Source organism: Saccharospirillum impatiens DSM 12546, from assembly GCF_000423605.1.
Classification (GTDB): Bacteria; Pseudomonadota; Gammaproteobacteria; order Pseudomonadales; family Natronospirillaceae; genus Saccharospirillum; species Saccharospirillum impatiens.
Map to the genome: position 1 here is coordinate 75,832 of NZ_AUIH01000002.1, position 19,326 is coordinate 95,157.

Annotated in this window: 18 protein-coding genes; 4 read left to right on the forward strand and 14 right to left on the reverse strand. The window is 55.1% G+C overall.

The genetic code is table 11. The annotated features are described in order from the left end of the window. Positions 1-2: 2 nt before the first annotated feature. The gene (purL, locus tag G565_RS0101660) at positions 3-3,914 is read right to left on the reverse strand and encodes a phosphoribosylformylglycinamidine synthase (RefSeq protein ID WP_028669415.1); all 3,912 of its coding nucleotides are present in this window, start codon (positions 3,912-3,914) and stop codon (positions 3-5) included. Positions 3,915-4,019: 105 nt separating this feature from the next. Between purL and mltF the strand changes: the two genes are divergently transcribed. Further along, the gene (mltF, locus tag G565_RS25680; protein WP_051207133.1) at positions 4,020-5,465 is read left to right on the forward strand and encodes a membrane-bound lytic murein transglycosylase MltF; all 1,446 of its coding nucleotides are present in this window, start codon (positions 4,020-4,022) and stop codon (positions 5,463-5,465) included. Positions 5,466-5,471: 6 nt separating this feature from the next. Here mltF and G565_RS0101670 read toward each other — a convergent pair whose 3' ends face one another. Beyond that, positions 5,472-6,404 carry a hypothetical protein gene (locus G565_RS0101670; RefSeq protein WP_028669416.1) on the reverse strand — a complete coding sequence of 311 codons (933 nt, stop codon included), beginning with the start codon at positions 6,402-6,404 and terminating at the stop codon, positions 5,472-5,474. Then, positions 6,404-7,258: a formyltetrahydrofolate deformylase gene (purU, locus tag G565_RS0101675; protein WP_028669417.1), complete on the reverse strand. Its 855-nt coding sequence runs from the start codon at positions 7,256-7,258 to the stop codon at positions 6,404-6,406. Before purU ends, G565_RS0101670 begins: the two co-directional genes overlap by 1 nt. 291 nt (positions 7,259-7,549) lie before the next feature. Between purU and G565_RS0101680 the strand changes: the two genes are divergently transcribed. Together G565_RS0101680 and G565_RS0101685 are read left to right on the forward strand one after the other, a co-directional pair. Further along, positions 7,550-7,957 carry a TraR/DksA C4-type zinc finger protein gene (locus G565_RS0101680; protein WP_084649166.1) on the forward strand — a complete coding sequence of 136 codons (408 nt, stop codon included), beginning with the start codon at positions 7,550-7,552 and terminating at the stop codon, positions 7,955-7,957. Positions 7,958-8,114: 157 nt separating this feature from the next. Then, on the forward strand, positions 8,115-8,552 hold the full coding sequence (locus G565_RS0101685; RefSeq protein ID WP_157599977.1) for a hypothetical protein: 438 nt from the start codon (positions 8,115-8,117) through the stop codon (positions 8,550-8,552). Between the two features lie 7 nt (positions 8,553-8,559). On the opposite strand, the gene G565_RS0101690 is transcribed toward G565_RS0101685, so the two are convergent. After that, positions 8,560-8,922: a response regulator gene (locus G565_RS0101690; protein WP_028669420.1), complete on the reverse strand. Its 363-nt coding sequence runs from the start codon at positions 8,920-8,922 to the stop codon at positions 8,560-8,562. Positions 8,923-9,230: 308 nt separating this feature from the next. Between G565_RS0101690 and G565_RS0101695 the strand changes: the two genes are divergently transcribed. Then, positions 9,231-9,626: a TetR/AcrR family transcriptional regulator gene (locus G565_RS0101695; RefSeq protein WP_028669421.1), complete on the forward strand. Its 396-nt coding sequence runs from the start codon at positions 9,231-9,233 to the stop codon at positions 9,624-9,626. 324 nt (positions 9,627-9,950) lie between these two features. Here the strand turns inward: G565_RS0101695 and lipA are convergent, their stop codons facing one another. The 10 genes from lipA to rsfS form a co-directional block, all read right to left on the reverse strand. Then, complete coding sequence (lipA, locus tag G565_RS0101700) at positions 9,951-10,946, reverse strand: lipoyl synthase (RefSeq protein WP_028669422.1); 996 nt, start codon at positions 10,944-10,946, stop codon at positions 9,951-9,953. 65 nt (positions 10,947-11,011) lie between these two features. Further along, a complete protein-coding gene (gene lipB, locus G565_RS22530) occupies positions 11,012-11,611 on the reverse strand; it encodes a lipoyl(octanoyl) transferase LipB (protein ID WP_245584105.1) in 600 nt (199 codons plus the stop codon). Between the two features lie 113 nt (positions 11,612-11,724). Then, positions 11,725-12,003: an HP0495 family protein gene (locus G565_RS0101710; RefSeq protein WP_051207136.1), complete on the reverse strand. Its 279-nt coding sequence runs from the start codon at positions 12,001-12,003 to the stop codon at positions 11,725-11,727. Further along, positions 12,003-13,172 (reverse strand): D-alanyl-D-alanine carboxypeptidase family protein, encoded by a 1,170-nt coding sequence (locus tag G565_RS0101715; RefSeq protein ID WP_245584102.1) that lies wholly within the window; start codon positions 13,170-13,172, stop codon positions 12,003-12,005. The genes G565_RS0101710 and G565_RS0101715 overlap by 1 nt, the downstream gene beginning before the upstream one ends. Positions 13,173-13,383: 211 nt before the next feature. After that, the gene (locus G565_RS27565) at positions 13,384-14,196 is read right to left on the reverse strand and encodes a septal ring lytic transglycosylase RlpA family protein (RefSeq protein ID WP_051207140.1); all 813 of its coding nucleotides are present in this window, start codon (positions 14,194-14,196) and stop codon (positions 13,384-13,386) included. A gap of 78 nt (positions 14,197-14,274) precedes the next feature. Further along, complete coding sequence (gene mltB, locus G565_RS0101725) at positions 14,275-15,249, reverse strand: lytic murein transglycosylase B (protein WP_084649170.1); 975 nt, start codon at positions 15,247-15,249, stop codon at positions 14,275-14,277. 109 nt (positions 15,250-15,358) lie between these two features. Continuing rightward, positions 15,359-16,492: a rod shape-determining protein RodA gene (rodA, locus tag G565_RS0101730; protein ID WP_051207142.1), complete on the reverse strand. Its 1,134-nt coding sequence runs from the start codon at positions 16,490-16,492 to the stop codon at positions 15,359-15,361. After that, a complete protein-coding gene (gene mrdA / locus G565_RS0101735) occupies positions 16,489-18,336 on the reverse strand; it encodes a penicillin-binding protein 2 (RefSeq protein ID WP_028669428.1) in 1,848 nt (615 codons plus the stop codon). Before mrdA ends, rodA begins: the two co-directional genes overlap by 4 nt. An 84-nt stretch (positions 18,337-18,420) precedes the next feature. Next, positions 18,421-18,888 (reverse strand): 23S rRNA (pseudouridine(1915)-N(3))-methyltransferase RlmH, encoded by a 468-nt coding sequence (gene rlmH / locus G565_RS0101740; protein WP_028669429.1) that lies wholly within the window; start codon positions 18,886-18,888, stop codon positions 18,421-18,423. 4 nt (positions 18,889-18,892) lie between these two features. After that, on the reverse strand, positions 18,893-19,276 hold the full coding sequence (gene rsfS, locus G565_RS0101745; protein WP_028669430.1) for a ribosome silencing factor: 384 nt from the start codon (positions 19,274-19,276) through the stop codon (positions 18,893-18,895). Positions 19,277-19,326 lie beyond the last annotated feature (50 nt).

The window sequence follows — 19,326 nt, forward strand, 5'->3', positions numbered from 1 at the left end:
CTCTACCCTACCCAAACCCGTGCATTGCGGAACATCCGCAACCAGGGGCCATCTTCCTGCCAGTGGCCTGGTCGCCATGAGTTCGTCACTGACCTGAAAACCCGCTCGGGGTGCGGCATCATGATCGTAATTCGACCGTCACCGTTGGTGAAGCCGGTCATACCCGCCACCGAGCCATTGGGGTTAAATGGATAACGCTGCGTGACTTCGCCGTAATTGTCCACGTAACGCAAGGCTACCAGGCCGCTGCTCACAGCGGCGTCTGCATGAGCCTGGTCACGAAACTCGGTAAGGCCCTCGCCGTGGGCGACCGGTATTGGCAACCGGGAGCCCGCCATACCGGCCAGAAAAATAGACGGTGACTCGGGCACTTCAACCATGACGGTACGCGCTTCAAATTGTTCGGATTCATTGCGCACATAATGCGGCCAATGATCGGTTCCGGGCATCAGATCACGCAGGTTTGACAGCATCTGGCAACCGTTACACACCCCCAACGAAAAGGTCGAAGAATCGTGAAAAAACGCCCTGAACATTTCACGTATCGTTTCATTGAAACGAACGGTTTTAGCCCAGCCTTCGCCGGCCCCAAGCACGTCTCCGTATGAGAAACCACCACAGGCAACCAGCCCCCGAAACTCGCCTAAGGAGCGCCGACCAGTTAACAGATCGCTCATGTGGACGTCAACGGTATCAAAACCGGCGCGATCAAAGGCGGCTGCCATTTCTACCTGACCGTTGACCCCCTGCTCTCGCAATACCGCCACTTTCGGGCGTACCGACACATCGACGGACTTGGTCACATCGCTGTTCGGGTCAAAGGTCAGGCTAGCATGCAGGCCGGGATCATTGGCGTTCAGCCAAACATCGTATTCTTGTCGGGCACAGGCTTCGTTGTCTCTAAGAGACTGAATGCGGTAGCTGGTTTCTGTCCAAAGGCGCAGCAAATCGGTACGAGGTTTGACCAGCACTTCGTCGTCCTCATCGCTGAACCGGATGAAGTCATCGTCATTGCACTGACCAATCACCGCGGAACAGTCGCCCAACCCGGCAGCGGTTAATTGTTGCAACACCGCTTCGGTCTGAGACTGGGCAACTTGAATGACGGCGCCAAGCTCTTCGGCAAACAAAGCCGCCGCCGCATCGTCTGCGGCGAAACGCTCCAGTCGCACATCAATACCGGTACGACCGGCAAACGCCATTTCACACAGTGTTGCAAACAAACCACCGTCTGAACGGTCGTGGTAAGCCAACAACTTCCCATCAGCAACGAGACCTTGCATCACTGCCCAGAACGCTTTCAAATCTTCACTGTCATCCAGATCAACTGGCACGGCACCGACTTTACGGTAGACCTGAGCCAGCGCCGACCCGCCCAGACGGTTCTGCCCGCGACCCAGGTCAATCAATATCAGGTCTGTCTCACCCTGATCCGTGCGCAACTCGGGCGTAACGGTTTTTCGAACGTCCAGCACCGGTGCCAGGCCCGAGACGATCAGGCTGAGCGGCGCCGTCACCGCCTTGGTGCGTCCGGCCTCTTCCCAGGTGGTGCGCATCGACATGGAGTCTTTTCCGACCGGAATGGTCAGGCCCAGATCCGGGCACAATTCCAAACCCACCGCTTTGACAGTGTCATACAAAGCCTGGTCTTCACCGGGATGGCCAGCTGCAGCCATCCAGTTCGCCGACAAACGCACCAGCTCGAGCTCGCCAATCGACACCGATGCCAGATTAGTCAAAGCTTCTGCAACGGCAACCCGGCCAGAGGCCGGCGCACTCAACAGGGCCAGAGGCGTTCGCTCCCCCATCGACATGGCTTCGCCGGTATAACCGGAAAACCCGGTCGTAGTCACGGCGGCATCCGCAACCGGAATCTGCCAGGGCCCGACCATTTGATCACGTGCGACCATGCCAGTAATCGACCGGTCACCAATGGTGATCAGAAAACTCTTGCTGGCCACGGCTGGCAGGCGCAATACCCGCTCGGCCGCTTCGCGCAAGTCGATCCCTTTGGTTGAAAACGGACTGGGTTCAAAACTCTGGCGTTCAAACTGGCGCTCCATGCGCGGTGCTTTACCCAGCAGAATGTCCAGCGGCATATCGACCGCTTTATTGCCAAAGTGCTGATCATTCAACACCAACTGCCGCTTTTCCGTAGCGGTACCGATGACAGCGAAGGGGCAACGTTCGCGCTGGCAAATAGCCTCAAACTCCGCAAGTCGTTCCGGGGTAACCGCCAAAACGTACCGCTCCTGACTCTCATTGCTCCAAACCGCCAGCGGTGACATGCCGGGTTCGTCGTTAGGTATATCGCGCAATTGAAAATCACCGCCGCGGCCGCCGTCATTAACGAGCTCGGGGAAGGCATTTGACAAACCACCGGCGCCAACATCGTGGATGAACGCCACCGGGTTATTGGCGGCCAACTGCCAGCAACGGTCGATGACTTCCTGGCAACGCCGTTCCATTTCCGGATTCCCACGTTGCACCGAGGCGAAATCCAGATCTTCATTGCCTTCGGCACTGTCCATAGACGAGGCTGCACCACCTCCCAGACCAATCTGCATGGCCGGACCACCCAGCACAATCAGCGCCGAGTCAGCCGGAATGGCATCCCAGGCTTTATCGACATGATCTTCACGAATGTTGCCGTAGCCACCGGCAATCATGATCGGCTTGTGATAACCGCGTACTTCGGTTCCATTAACCCCGGCGGCAGGCATTTCAAACGTCCGGAAATAACCGAGAAGATTTGGCCGGCCAAATTCGTTATTAAATGCGGCGGCACCCAGAGGCCCATCGATCATGATATCCAGCGCCGAGACAATGCGGCCCGGCTTACCATACTGGCTTTCCCAGGGTTGTGCGAAACCGGGAATATTAAGGTCAGACACACTAAAGCCCGCCAGGCCTGCTTTAGGCTTACCGCCTGTACCGGTTGCGCCCTCATCACGGATCTCTCCGCCAGCTCCGGTCGCAGCGCCAGCGAAGGGTGCGATAGCCGTTGGATGATTGTGGGTTTCAACCTTAAACAGGATGTGGACGTTCTCTTCGTGATACCGGTATTGATGATCCGCATCCGGATAGAACCGACCCGTACGAAAGCCCTCAACCACGGCCGCGTTGTCTTTATATGCCGACAACACACCTGCCGAGTTATTCTGATATGTATTCTTGATCATTTTAAACAACGACCAGGGCTGCTCTTCGCCATCAATGGTCCAGGTCGCGTTAAAGATCTTGTGCCGACAGTGCTCGGAATTCGCCTGGGCGAACATCATCAGCTCAACATCAGTGGGGTCGCGCTCCAAACGCTGATAGGCTTCGACCAGATAATCCATCTCATCATCCGCCAGCGCCAGCCCCAGCGACTGATTGGCCTCGGCCAGTGCCACGCGGCCACCGCTGAGAATGCCTACCTGACGCAAAGGCTCGGGTTCATGGTGACTGAACAAATGCTCTGCATCGGGCGTCTGATACACGACGGACTCGGTCATCCGGTCATGAAGAGCCTGACCTATCTGACGAAGCTCCTGGTCAGTCAATGGCTCATCAGTGAGGATGCAATATCGCACGCCACGCTCTAGTCGCCGTATGGACGACAGGCCGCTGTTTCTGGCAATGTCGGTCGCCTTGCTCGACCAGGGCGAGATGGTCCCAAAACGGGGCAACACCCAAACCAGGGCGCCATCCGTCGGTTCGGACTCTACCCGGGGCCCATAATGCAACAGTTGATCGAGAATGCCCTGCTCAGTTGGGGTCAGGTCGTGTAGGGTCTCTGCAAAATGCATGTAGTCCGCGTATACATCCCGAACCCGGGCGGCAAGCCCGGAATCCAGTACAGTCGGCAGCCGGGCCAGCAAACGCTGGCGGCGAAACGTGGATAAAACGGGATTTCCTCGGAGTATCAGCATATCGGGGCCTGTTCTGGATGCGGGCAAAAATCGGCGCGTATGGTAGCCGAAAAACAGGTAAAATGGCACTGCAATCACAGTCGAATCGATCTTCGGGGATAACGCTTGTTACTGACCAGACGTTCAATTTTTACACTCTGTCGTGGCACTATTCTGGTGGTGGTGCTGGCGGGGCTCGGTCTCTGGGTGGCAGCCGGTTTTACCTGGCATAACCACTGGCAACGCGTGCAGGCGCGTAACACCCTGATCATCGCCATTCGGGAAACCGACGGTGTTTATGTGCAATACGATCAGACCATGGCGGGCCTGGAATACGATCTTGCACAACTGCTCGGCCAACAACTGGATATTGAGGTGCAACTGTTTGCCGTTAATGACCTGTCGGATCTGTACCGTGCACTGGCCGCTGGAGCCGTCGACATGGCGCTCGCCGGCACTTCCTACAATGCAGATCAGCAAGCCTTTACACCAGGGCTGCCTTATCTGATGACCCGGGTTGGCCTGGCTAGGGAGATGGCCAGCACAGCACCGGAGCTCGACCAGCAACGCATTGCCACACTCGACCCAATCAGCCACGGCAGCCTCAGTGCCAGGCTGACCTCGGAAAACCCGGCTTTGGAGATGGTTCTGACCAGCGCCGGGCCCGCAGAATTGATGACCCGCATCGACATGGGCGGACTCGATATGGCACTGCTCGACGAACGTGATTTTCTGGTTATGCGCCCATTCTTTCCGAACCAGCGCTTCGACCCGTTGACTGATCATCTGCGCCCGGTCGCCCCCCTGTTTCGAAATCAACGGGATCGCTCTCTGATCGATGCCGTCAACGGGGCCTTACGCCAACTTCAACAGACCGAGTTGATCCCCCGCCTGGAAGACCGCTATCTGGGCCATACCCGGGACTTCGACTACGTTGGCAACCTGACGTTCGAACGTCACATCAGCTCACGTCTGCCTGAATTTGAGGCGTATTTCAGGGAGCAGGCCGAACAGACCGGCCTGGACTGGCGGCTGCTGGCAGCGGTGGCGTATCAGGAGAGTCACTGGCGGCGCAATGCCGTCTCCCCCACTGGTGTCAGGGGGCTAATGATGGTCACACTGACGACAGCGCGAGAAATGGGCATAGACAATCGACTGGACCCCCAACAGAGCGTTCAGGCGGGCAGTCAGTACCTGGCGAGCCTGCAACGGCGTGTACCCCGGCGTATCCAAGAGCCGGATCGCACCTGGATGGCTCTGGCGTCCTACAATGTGGGCGCGGGACACCTGGAAGACGCCCGAATCATCACCGAAACCCTGGGAGATGACCCGGACTCATGGATTGACGTTCGACGGCACCTGCCAAAGCTGGCTCTGCAGGAATGGCATCCCTACACTCGCTTTGGCTATGCCCGGGGCCGGGAGCCCGTCGTCTATGTCGCCAACATCAGGCGCTACTATAATGTATTGCTACGCGTCTTTCCCGCCCAGCAATTTGTACCGGAATCCTTATATACTGACCGGCTGGATACATTGCCCATGCCAGGCCTGACTGTGACACCAGGCCCGTAAACTGGCCTAAAACGTCAGGCGAAAGCCAGTCATCCAGCGCCACTGCTCTGGCTCTGGCTGCCAGCGAATTTCCGAGTAGTTGAGTATGGACTCGCTGAATACCTGATCAATACCGAAGGCCCAATAGCGGGCCTCATCCGAGGCATCCTGGGGGTTATCCCGCCCATAACTCAGCTTGCTGACCACGGTGCCCGCCTGGTAAGCACCCACAACATCCCAGGCGACAACATCCTCCCGATACAAGGCGCTGCCGCCGAGCTGCAAACCGTCGCTCTGCCACAAAATGGAACTGCCAAAGAGGCCCGCATCAAAGTCGTCATTGCGTCGATAGGTCAGTGCAACACTGCCTTCAGGCGTATCGAGCCCGGCGGCCACCGCCCACTGTTGCAGCGAAGATGAGGCGGCCTCATCCTCAAATGTCCACTGGCCACTGACGTACATTAACTCGCCATTACTCGCGGTAAACTCAATGCTGGGCTGCTCAAGCCCTAACGCGTTTCGGACACTGTAGTTATCAATGGCAAGCGCATTGGAGAACCGGTCAGAGGGCGTGGATTGGCCGCCGTCGAATCCGTGCATGTGATTGATCGGATCGGCCAGAAGCCGCTGCTCCAGGCTGCGCAGTTGCCCGCCGCGAATACTGTACAAAGGCTGCAACCACTCAATAAACATTTGTCGGCTGGAGACAGGCTCGTCCACAGACAATGGATCGAGGTCCACTTCCAGCACGGCGCGATACTGGCTTCCGGTAACAGACTCAAGCACCTCCAGCCCGAGCCAGCTGTTCGGTGCCTGCAAATACCATCGGCCCTCGCCATCCAGTGCCGGTTCGAGATAAGCACCCTGCACCTGCAACTGACCGGTTACCCGGGATTCTGCCCCCCATGCCAGACCGGAACCAGCCATGAGTATCACACTCAGATTGACGTATTTTTGCATCAGTTAAATACCACCGTTTTATTACCATGCACCAGGACTCTATCTTCCAGATGCCAGCGCAGCCCGCGTGCCAGTACGGTCCGCTCGCAATCCTTGCCAAGTCGCACCATATCTTCAATTTCATCCCGATGTGACACCCGTATTACATCCTGATCGATAATCGGACCGGCATCGAGGTCAGCGGTCACATAATGACAGGTTGCCCCAATCAGCTTGACCCCACGCTCGTAGGCCTGGTGATAGGGCCTCGCACCGATAAAAGACGGTAAAAAGCTGTGGTGTATGTTTATCACCCGATAAGGCAGCCGCGCGCACAGTTCCGCGGGCAAAATTTGCATGTAGCGCGCCAGCACCACCGTATCAGCCGCATGCTGTTCAATCAGCCGCTCAACTTCAGCAAAATGATGGGCCTTGTTTGTGGGATCCACCGGCACATGAAAAAACGGAATGGCATGCCACTCAGCCAGACTGCGCAGCGAATCATGATTGGAAATGATGCAGGCTATATCACAATGCAAATCACCGCTGTGCCAGCGGTTCAGAATATCCGCCAGGCAATGGCTGTCACGACTCACCATCAACGCCAGCCGCGGTCGCTGATCACTATCAGTCACTCGCCAGGTCATATCCAGCTCACTGGCAATTGGCGCAAACTGGCGCGCCAGCTCACCGGCATCGAAAGGCAAAGAACTGGCTTTGATTTCGTTGCGCATAAAAAACCACCCTTGTTCCAGATCGGCGTGGTGATTGGCTTCCATGATGCTGCCATTGTGATCAGCCAGAAACCGGCTGACCCGGGCAACAATGCCAACACGGTCCGGACAGGACATCACCAGGCGAAAAACGCGTTCCATTCAGTTCTACTCCAAGGGCTTGAATTTGCAGAAAAAAAGCTATTTTAACCGAATGGGCGATGATATATGATGTGCCCTCTTTTGACGACACTGGCTATTATATAACCATCCCGGCACGCCTGCAGGGTGGTCAAAGTCCGGCTTGATCAGGGTCCGGCTCACTGTTACTCACACAGCGCGCAGCCTCTTTGTTGCGGACAGACGACCAGATCAATGACCAGCCAGGTTGCAAGATCGCAACACAGTTCGCATGGGTATACCCCAGCGGCATCACAGCACAGGAATCGCTTTATGCTGACTCAAGAACAGCTGTTGGCAGCCCCAGATGACGAGTATATGAACGACGCTCAACTGGAGTTCTTTCGCAACCTTCTGCAAGAGCAGGCCGATGAAGTACGCGCCTCTCTGAAAGAAGCCCGTGAAACACTGGCTACCTTCGAGAATGAACCCGACGAGCTAGACAAAGCAAGCATCGAAGAAGAGCGCCGCATGAATTTGCGCTTTCTCGATCGCCAGACCAAGTTGCTGCCGAAAATTGACGATGCCATTAAACGCATCAACAGCAATGATTTTGGCTACTGCGCTGTGACCGGCGAGCCCATTGGTGTGCGTCGTCTGCTTCTGCGACCAACAGCCACTCTCTGCGCTGAAGAAAAGCAACGCCAGGAACGCCAGGAACGCAATTTCCGCGACGCCTGATTCTGCCTGCGACCGCCAACTGCCAGACACAAAAAAAGCGCCAAAGGGCGCTTTTTTTGTGTCTGGCATTAATACCGGCATTTCTGGCCCGATACCCATTGCAGGCACGAAGATTGCTGATAGTCAGTTACCTCTCCAACTGCGGCAATGCCTTACCATGAGCCTGAACATCAGCGGCCTTGAACATTACCAGGCACATCAGCAATCTCATCGCACAGACACCTCGTCAGCAGCGGTCGATAAGGCGTCTAAAGCCAGGGATGCAACCCCAACCAGCGAGGAAGATGCGGTATATGTAAGCGATGCCGTGGCCGTTCTGGAATGGGTGGCCGCCCAGGCACCGGACATTGAGTCGGTTCAGGCAACGGAACCGGCCAACCTTGGCCGATTAACCGGACACTTGCTTCAATATAACTTGATTACACTGCAGGACGCTGGCCGTCTGATGCAACTGTCAGAACCTGCCGAGTCGACCCGGGATTCGTCGCTACTGGCACGCATCCAGACACACAGCACCGGGACCGAACACTATCAGGAAAGCCAAAGCTGGCAAAAACTGAACCGCATTGTCAGTAACGTACAAGCGGCTCAATAAATACCGCTCAGGGCAGCAGTTGATTGATCAGCGCGATCAGTTCAGATTCGTCAACCGGCTTGACCAGAAAACCCTTGGCGCCCTGGCGCTCACCCCAAACCTTGTCAGTTGGCTGATCTTTGGTCGTGACAATGATGACCGGAATATGAGCAGTCTGCGGATCATTGGTCAGTTTCCGCGTTGCCTGAAATCCATTCAGCTCGGGCATAACCACGTCCATCAGGATCAAATCCGGCAGAATGCTCTTGGCTTCCGCCACGCCGGTCGCGCCATCCTCGGCAATCACTGGTGTGTGGCCGTGCTTTTCCAGAATTTTCTTAAACAATGTCACTTGACTCGGTGAGTCATCGATGACCAGGATGGTAGCCATACAGTCAATCCCCTTTAGAACTCAGACTCGGGCCCCCGGCTTATGCAACCAGGCGGCTCACGATATTTACAAGATGATGATTATAGCGCGCATTCGCAAACGACCGCCAGAATGCAGCCGAATAATTCGCACAGGGTTCCGGCATTGCTGGGTATCAGCCGTTCGGCGGTAGAGCGGATGCGGCAAATCCTGACTATTTAAGGCACATGCGGGGTGACTTGATTACAAAATGACACGAAGCGTGCCATAGCGAAGACTCTAAACCACTGCTAGATTTTAAAACGCTGTTTACTTGGATGACTGACGCCATGATTAAAAAAGAGAACATACTGGAATCAGCTAGAAAGGTGCTGTCCGAACAAGGCATCAGTAAGCTATCGTTGCGCAAAATTGCCGCAGAAACGGGCTGCGCAGCCCCTTCCATCTATTACTATTTCCGCAACAAACAGGAAATCGTTGCCGGGCTTTGGGAAGCGATCGCACCGGATTTGCTTCGCCAGTTGAACCAGGGGTTCGACAAGGGCGACGCCTATCGGCAATTCTGGAAGCAACGCCCTGATGACTTCAAACTCTTCATTACTCACCCGGACTATTACCCTTCGGTTTGCCAGACCGATGCCTACCAGTCCCTGAGCACGACGCTGGGAGATCAGTTACACACCCTGAATGGCCAACTGATGGACCAGATCTATCGCACAGCCTGACGGTCAGCGATAAAGTACTCGCCTCAAAAGAGGCGAGTCAGGGGACGGGAAAAAGCTCCTTGACCGGTCTGCCAACACAGGCCTATCAAGACAGCTCCTGCCTGGGAGGCGTTAGCATCTCGGGCAGACGAGTAACCTGAAAAGGCGCCCTGCGGGCAAAACCTTTGTCACCTCCCTGTAACAGCGCCAGAAATCCCTTCAGCGCTCTTGCATTTTGCCCCACACTAATTCGATAAAACAGCCATAAATGTGACCAAATTTCGACAAAATATCATCACTTTTATAGGGAAGCCCAACGTTGTCCGCCTCTGCCTCAGAGCAGGCTCAGTGATCCAAACCAACGTTGTTCTTTTGCAACACCTGCTCTGCCCGGTAACTGGAGCGGACAAAAGCGCCGGAAACGACTTCGAGGAAGCCTTTTTCAAGCCCGATCTCGCGATACCGATTAAATTCATCCGGAGTTACATAACGCTCTACCGGTAGATGATTGATAGACGGCTGCAGATACTGACCCAGAGTCAGAATGTCGACACCAATGGCCCGAAGATCATCCATCGTTTGCCGAATCTCCTCATCAGTCTCACCCAGACCCAGCATCAGACTCGTCTTGGTCAGCACCTCCGGCTTGTACCGTTTGGCATGGGCCAATACATCCAACGTTTGCTCGTACGTGGCCCGGGGGTCTCGAACCGGGTGAGTCAACCGCTTAACCGTCTCTACGTTTTGGGCAAACACTTCGACCCCGGAGTCAACCACGGCTTCAACATCCACATGCTTGCCCTGAAAGTCAGGGGTCAGGGCTTCTACAGCGGTCTCCGGGTTGACTTCTTTCACACGGCGAACCGTCGCCGCATAATGGCCAGCACCACCATCCGGAATGTCATCGCGGTTTACGGAAGTCAGCACCACGTACTTGAGCCCCATCAATGCCACTGACCGCGCGGTATTGTCAGCTTCTTCGGGATCAAGCCAACCTTTGGGGTTACCTGTATCCACTGCACAGAACTTGCAAGCCCGGGTGCAAACATCGCCCATCAGCATGATGGTCGCCGTTCCTGCGCTCCAGCACTCGCCAATGTTAGGGCACATGGCTTCTTCACAGACGGTACTCAGACGGTGCTCACGAACAATGGTTTTAACGCTGTCGTATTTAGGCCCGCTTGAGAGCTTGATACGCAACCAATCCGGCTTCTTATCCGCTGAACGGCGGGCGCTGGAGTGCTGTTTGACCCCATTTTTAATGGCTTTGACACCCTTGTCGTTGACGAACTTGGTGCCGCTGCTCACCTGTACCACGGGAATTCGATTGGTGTCGCTCATCCGTTCGCACTGCCTCTTCGCTGTATAGAATGTAGATCACCCAAAACGGGGTGTTCAGGTTTCAGTCAGGCACTCGCGCCCTGACCTGCCTCGGCGTCATTCGGGGTCACTGATTGCAGATTATAGCGCCCACAAAACTCAGACAGCCATTGCTGCTTGATCACGGCCATATCCGGTGCTTTAACCCAGTCAGCCACCTGCGTCATTTCAAGACCCTGATACCCACAAGGGTTAATGCGGGAAAAAGGCTCCAAATCCATATCAACGTTGAGCGCCAGTCCGTGGTAACTGCGCCCGCGCTTAATGCGCAAGCCCAACGAACACACCTTTGACTCACCGATGTAGACCCCGGGTGCATCAGCACGAGCAGCCGCATCCACTCCGTAACTGCCGAGCAAGCCAACGACACTGTCTTCCAGTGCGGACACAAGTTTGCGAACATCGGACTTCAGCCGGCGAATATCCAGCAGCACATAGGCAACCAACTGGCCAGGACCATGGTAGGTGACTTGCCCCCCACGATCTGCCGGAACCACTGGAATATCGCCCGGGCTCAGCAGATGTTCGGCTTTTCCCGCCTGACCCTGAGTAAATACCGGATCGTGCTCCAACAACCAAATTTCATCCGTCGCCTGATCGTCGCGATTGAGCGTGAAGTCTTGCATAGATGCCCACGCCTGCTCGTAAGGTACACGCCCCAGATCCCGAACCACCACGACACGAGGCCCCTCAGGAGCGCCAGCCGCAGTGGTACTCGCCACAGCATCCGTATCTGCCATTAAAGCACCATACGCACCCGTTCGTCGGCTTTCAGCGCCTCAAACAGCTCTGTCAGGTGATCTTCATGTTCGATGCGCATACGTACGGTCAGGCTTTCAAATCGACCGTTGCGGCTAGTACTGACCGAGAAAGACGATTCGTACAGGCGCGCATCGTAGCGCACCAGTATACTGTGCACGAAAGGCTTGAAGCCTTCGTGAACGTCACCAACCACCTTGATCACATAGTCATCACAGGGAAAGGTGATTTTTGGGGGATCTTGCCGGGTCACCTGCATCAGCTCCCGTTAAATAAATTAAAGAAAAACAGCAGTATGTAGTCCCAGATACGAGCGAAAAACCCTGCTGGTTCAACCGCCTCAAGCGCCAGCAAGGGACGCCGGGCGACCTCTTCATCGCCATGCGTCACAACCAGCTCGCCCAATCGCTGCCCTGCTTCTATGGGGGCTTTCAGCACAGGATCAATGTTCAGCACCGTATTCATGCTTGATTCATCACCCCGGGCGATGGTTAGCATCAGGTTTTCTTCCAGCCCGAGCCGAACGTTGTCGGCCCGACCACCCCAAACCCTACCAGAGTATAGCTCTTCGCCACCATCATGCAGCTGGGCGGTCTGGAAGTACCGAAAACCATAGGTCAGCAATTTTTGGGTCTCCTGGACACGCGCCTCTTCAGAGGCCGTACCCATGACGACACTGATCAGACGCATCCCGTCCTGCAACGCAGAAGCCACCAGACAATAGCCAGCTTCTTCGGTATGGCCAGTTTTCAGCCCATCAACTGATGGGTTACGCCCGAGCAATGAATTGCGATTAGCCTGGGAAATGCCATTAAACGTAAAACTGCGTTCGGCATAGATCGGGTAAAATTCCGCGTTATCTTCAATGATATGACGGGTCAGGATAGCCATGTCAGCTGCAGACGAATAATGGCCTTCGTCCGGAAGTCCCGTCGCATTCTGATACTGGGTATTTTCCAACCCCAGGCGATCGGCGTACGAATTCATCATCTGAGCGAACATGGTTTCGCTACCCGCCACGTGCTCGGCCATGGCAACGGAAGCGTCGTTGCCCGACTGGATAATGATGCCGCGTAGCAGGTCTTCTATGCTGACAAACCGGCCTTCCTGAATGAACATTCTGGAGCCGCCTGTTTGCCAGGCGTTAACACTGACCAGGGTTTCATCATCCAGTGCGATTCGACCTTCAATGACCTCACGCTCGGCAATATAACTGGTCATCAGCTTGGTCAAACTGGCCGGCGGCAAGCGTTCGTCCGCATTGTGAGAGACCAGAACATGACCGGTAGTCGCATCCATCAGGATGTAGGAACTGGCGGCCAATTGCGGCGGTGAGGGAATGATCGTTTCGGACATCGCTACGCCCGAAAACAGCGCCAGTCCGGCAATACACGAAGATGTCCAACGCTTAAAACGATGCTTCAACACTGAGATAACCTTTTTATGAGCGGCGCCATACCCGGGGTTTATCGCGTATTACGCCGACGTAGTTCAACGGTAGACGGCCAGACAGTCCGTTTCGACACGACCTGACCCGCCGCATTGTATCAACCCATCGCAAAATTTCATCTACAGGTCGCAGGGTCATACGTATATGAAATGTATAACCGCCCGCCCTTTCCAGGGAGCGGGTGGCTTATTAGTTCGGAACTACCAGCAGAGGTTTTCCGAGCTCGGGAGTAGTCAGAGCGCGCTGCAGAGCTTCCGCGCGGTCGTACTGGACGGGGCCAACACGAACCCGATAGAACTCCCCCTCACTGACACTCACATCGTCGTCGATCTGACTGGCAATCTGATCCCGGAGATTCTGAGCAGACTGACGCTGACTGAATGCACCCAGTTGAACGAAGTACACCGGCTGATCGAGCTCCTGACCGGCCAGCGCCTCAACCCGCACTCGCGCCGTGCCTTTATGAACAAAATCAAGTTTAACAGCCGCCGCGTAGGACATGTCTATGACGCGCCCCGGGTGGAAAGGACCACGGTCATTTACCCGGGCCACGATGCTCAGTCCATTATCCAGATTGGTCACTCTAACCCAGGTTGGCAGTGGGAGGCTTTTGTGCGCCGCACTGATCTGGTACATATCGAACACTTCACCATTAGACGTTGTATGGCCGTGAAACTTGGCACCATACCAGGAGGCAAGCCCTTCTTCGGCGTATCGGTCGGCGCTGGCCAGCACCTGATACTGACGACCATTAACCGTATAAGGGCTGGCATTGCCCTGTCGACTGCGTGGTTCGACACGAGGAGTCACTTCACTGATCTGGTCAGCACTCAGGGTCCGGTCTGGCCCGCGGTCCTGATCCATTGAGTAACGCCCTGCATTGCTGACCTGGTCCGAGCCGGTTTCATGAGACACATACTGTCCGGCACACCCTGCCATTATCAGAGCGGCCAGCACTGCCATCCCACTCATCCGGGCAGACCGGTAATTCATACTCACCATCGACCATCCTCTTAGCGGTCATCATTATTAAGGTAGGCCCAACCCCTGGTTGCGAATCACCAGTGCGCCTCTGGCTGGCTATTGTGCCAAGCGCAAGGCTTCAGACAACTGAAATATGGCCATGCTGTAGGCAATCGATCGATTGTAACGGGATATTACCCAGAAGTTCCGATAACCCAACCAGAATTCCGCGCCGTCATCGCCATCCAGCCTGATTGGATGCACCTGTGCATCGTCTGAAGAAGACACCAGCGGGTCCCAGCCCTGAGCAGCTACCTCAGCCAGCGTCCGGTCGCGATTAAAGCTGTTCAACTCTACTTGCCGGTACTCGCCACTGACGTGTGCCCGGGTTGCAATAGGTTCATCGGATTGCCAGCCGTGCTCGTCCAGGTACCGCGCAATGGAGCCAATTGCATCTACCGGGTCGCTCCAGATGTCAATATTGCCATCGCCATCAAGATCATCGGCATAGGCAAGATAACTGCTCGGCATAAATTGAGGGTAGCCCATGGCACCGGCATATGACCCTTTGACCGACAGCGGATCAAACGACTGATCCCGGCTGATCAATAAAAAGTTAATGAGCTCACGCTGGAAATAGTCGGCCCGCCGCCCTTCAGTGACAGCCAGCGTGGCCAGAGCATCAAAAGTGCGATGCACGCCCAGAAAATTACCATACCGGGTTTCAACCCCCATGATCGCCGCAATGACTTCACCGGGAACACCCGTGCGCTGCTCAGCCAACGACAACCACCGGGCTTGTTGCTCCATAAATCGCTTGCCGTTTTCTACCGTTTCGTCGGAGACAAACAAAGGGCGGTATTCCGCATAGGTTTTTGTTGTCTCAGCCGGTTTGGCCAGTGACTCAACGTTACGGGCAATGTACTCGCCTTGCGCAAACCAGGCCTCTACCTCGATAGCATCAAACTCATGCTCACTGACCAGCACATCGATGATGGCTGCTGTGCGGGGAAACTCTGACAATTCTTCTGCCTGAACACCCGCTGCACTGACCAGACTAAAGACGAGCATTGCGCCCCAAAATCGTTGCATGACAATACGTACTCCGGTCTACATTCTGTCTCGAAACTGATGATCCGAAAAATAATTGGGAGACAGGAAAGTGAAGCCATTAGCCACCCTAAACATTCCTGCAATCTCCCTAATTTCGCTGATGGGTACTGATGGACATTAACATTCCAAAACCAGCAAGCAGTGTCACGATAGACGTTCCACCATAGCTGACCAGAGGCAAGGGTACACCGACCACAGGCAGGATACCGCTGACCATGCCAACATTTACAAAAACGTAAATAAAGAACGTCAGCGTCAAACTGCCCGCCAGTAACCGGCAAAAATTATCGCGTCCGCGAATGGCAATCAGCATGCCGCGCAAAATGATAACGGCATACAGTGCGATCAGAACAACAGCCCCGACAAACCCGAATTCCTCACCGAGGACCGCAATGATAAAATCAGTGTGGCTCTCCGGTAAAAAGTCTAGCTGTGATTGAGTGCCCAGCATGTACCCTTTGCCATTCAAGCCACCCGACCCAATGGCCGTCATCGATTGAATGATATTCCAACCGGCCCCCAATGGATCGACATTGGGGTCAAATAGTGTAAGCACTCGCTGACGCTGATAGTCCCGCATTACCCAGATCCACAATACCGGAACCATACTGATGGCAATGGCGCTGAAACTGACAATGAGTTTCCAGCTCAAACCAGCCAGAAAAATGACGAACAAACCCGACGATGCAATCAGCAGGGACGTTCCAAGATCAGGCTGCTGGATAATCAAAGCAACCGGTACAAACAACAACAGCGCCGATACCAGTAAATCGCGATATCGCGGCGGTAGCCCATAACGAGAGATGTACCAGGACAACATGACCGGCATCGCCAGTTTCATTAATTCTGAAGGTTGAAATCGAAACAGACCCGGTATCTGCAGCCAGCGCTGAGCACCCATGGCCTGAGCACCACTGACAATAACCGCCACCAGCAATAGAATACCGATCAGGTAGACTGTTCCTCCCCACTGCTGAAACCAGCGAGGGTCAAACTGGGCGATGACGATCATCGCCGCAAAACCGATCCCAAAACGAATCGCCTGACGATAAACCGCACCCATGTCACCGCTGGTCGCGCTGTATAAAACAACCATGCCCCCGAGGGCAACCGCCAGCAAGGCTGCGAAGAGGTAGGGATCCAGGTGCAACCGGGTCCACACGCTTAACCTGCGATCCATACTGCCCTGTGGCAGCTGGCGAACGTACTCGGTGAAATTCATTGTTCGAGCTCGCGATTCAGATAGAAATCAAACAACGAGCGAGTCATCGGCCCGGCAACACCACTGCCACTGCCCCCGTTTTCGACCAGAACGGCTACGGCAATTTTAGGGTCTTCGAGCGGTGCAAATCCCATAAACCAGGCATGATCACGAAACTGCTCTGGCACATCACCGACTGGGTCTCCGTTTTCATCTCGCTCAATCCGGATGACCTGTGCCGTACCGGATTTACCAGCGTAATCATACGTTGCCCCAAGGCCCGAGGCCCTTGCCGTACCGCGCGTACCCTGCACCACGTCTTGCATAGCGCTGTGCATTCTGTCCCAGTTTGAGTCATTGTTCAGATGGACATCGGGTGGCGGCTCTGGGATCTTCTCAAGAAGAGACTCGTCGTTGCTGTGCATGAGCAGTCGAGGGGTCACCCAGCGTCCACGATTGGCCAGTACCGAGGTCGCAATGGCCAACTGCATCGGTGTCGCCAGCATGTAGCCCTGGCCGATACTCAGATTAATGGTGTCACCGGCATACCACGAAAACCCATGTCGATCTTGCTTCCATTCCCGGCTTGGGTTGATGCCGGTAAAGGGGTTGTAGACGTCGGCTGTCGTATTTTTACCAAAGCCAAACTGATCGTAGATATCGTGAATGGCTTCCAGTTTCATGTCATAAGCCAGCTTATAAAAATAGGTATCACAGGACTCCGCGACAGCTCTGCGCAGATTCACTCGCCCGTGCCCACCGCGCTTCCAGTCGTTGTATATCCGGTCATCCGTCGGCAGTTGATAATAGCCCCGGTCAATGATGGTGTGGTCCCAGGTGACAAACCCCTGATCCACCCCCGCCAGTCCCAAAAAGGGCTTAATGGTCGATGCCGCCGGGTACTGCCCCCTAATGGCCCGGTTCAAAAAGGGGTTATCCGGGGAATCACGCAGGGCGTTGTAGATTTCAGTAGGAAAGCCGCTCACATACAAATTAGGGTCAAAACCGGGGTTGCTGACCATCGCCAGTATTCCGCCCGTCTCAGGTTCTATGGCGACAATTGACCCGCGCTGATCACCCAGCAGGTCATAGGCTATTTTTTGCAATTCCTGATCGAGATACAAATGCAGATTGGACCCAGGCTTGGGCGCCTGTTTCTCTATAATTCGGATAATTCGGCCCCGGGCATTGGTTTCAACGCGCTGAAAACCCGGCTCACCGAGCAGGGAATCTTCGTACTGACGCTCAACCCCTTCCTTGCCAATGAATCGGGTTCCGGCATAGGCACCAACATCGAGGTCACGAAGCTCCTCCTGGTTGATACGACCGACAAACCCTAACGCGTGGGCAAATTCCTCACCAAAGGGGTATTGGCGAATCAGTTCGGCATCCACCTGCACTCCTTCCAGAAAAATGCGGTTGGCAGAGACCCGAGCAACCTCTATTTCTGACAGCCGTACTTTGAGCGGTATTGGCTCAAAGGGACGACGATACCCTCGCACACGGTCAAAGAAACGGGACACCTGATCCTCTGACAGCTCAACCAAATCACCCAACTCCCGGACCAAAGCGTCCAGGTCTCCGCTTCGTTCCACCACGATACTCAAGGTATGACTGGGTTCATTCCTTGCCAGTAATTCTCCATAGCGATCGTAGATCAGCCCGCGAATGGGTGGAATGGGCAACACTTCCAGCCGGTTGGTTTGCGACCGCGCTTCGTGGTGCTCATTCTGCACAACTTGCAGGTAGAACAGCCGTCCAACCAGCACCAGCATGAGCAGCGCAATGAAAATAAACGAGGCCGTCATACGGCTCAGAAAGAGACGCCGCTCTTTTTCGCGATTATCGAGTGAGCTGTTCAACATACCATCGGTACTCTATCCCCGAATAATCTGCGGGGTCATCTGCGAATGCGTTTCGGCCCGGGCGACCAAAGGCGACCGGGTTCATCATTTATGGTAAGGGTGATTCTGAGTCACGGTCCAGGCGCGGTACAACTGTTCGGAGAGTAAAACACGCACCAGCGGATGCGGTAGCGTCAGGTTCGACAGGCACCAGCTCTGTGCAGCCCGGGCCAGGCATCTCGGGTCCAACCCGTCCGGACCTCCAATCAACAAGGCAACGTCCCGTGCTTCCAGGCGCCACTGGCTCAATTGACTGGCCAACTGCCCGGTCGACCAGGCTTTGCCCGATAGATCCAGAGCAACCACCTGATCGTCAGGTTTCAGAGCGGCCAGCATGGCATCGCCTTCTTGCGCGATGGCTTTGTCAATCGAGGCATTTCGACCTCGCTGCCCGAGCGCCAGTGGCACGAATTCAACCGGCATTTCCCGGGGCATTCGCTTCTGGTATTCCCCGACAGCGGCGTCTACCCAAGCAGGCATTTTCGGGCCAATGGCCAGAATTCGAATCTTCATGCAGTCAGTCAGGTTCGACTTCGGACTCAGCACCCATCGGACCCGCGCCAGACCAAAGCCGCTCAATGTCATAATACGCCCGGGTTTCCGGAATCATTACATGCAGGACCAGGTCGGTCAGGTCAATCAGCACCCAGTCGGAATCGCTGCTGCCTTCCTGTGCACGCACGACAAACCCCTGCTTCTTAAGGTCTTCCGCCACACTGCTGACAACGGCAGACACATGCCGCTTCGAGGTACCAGACGCCACCACCAACGTATCCATTAAGGCGGTTTTATCATGCACATCGATGATTTGAATGTCCTGAGCCTTGATGTCTTCCAGAGCGCGGATCACCGCTTCGGTTAACCCTTCAGGTTGTGCGTTTCGGTCATTTGTATCGATCATTCGTACCTTGTCCACCTGTTTAAAAGTACTCGCGTCAGTCTGCAACCGGG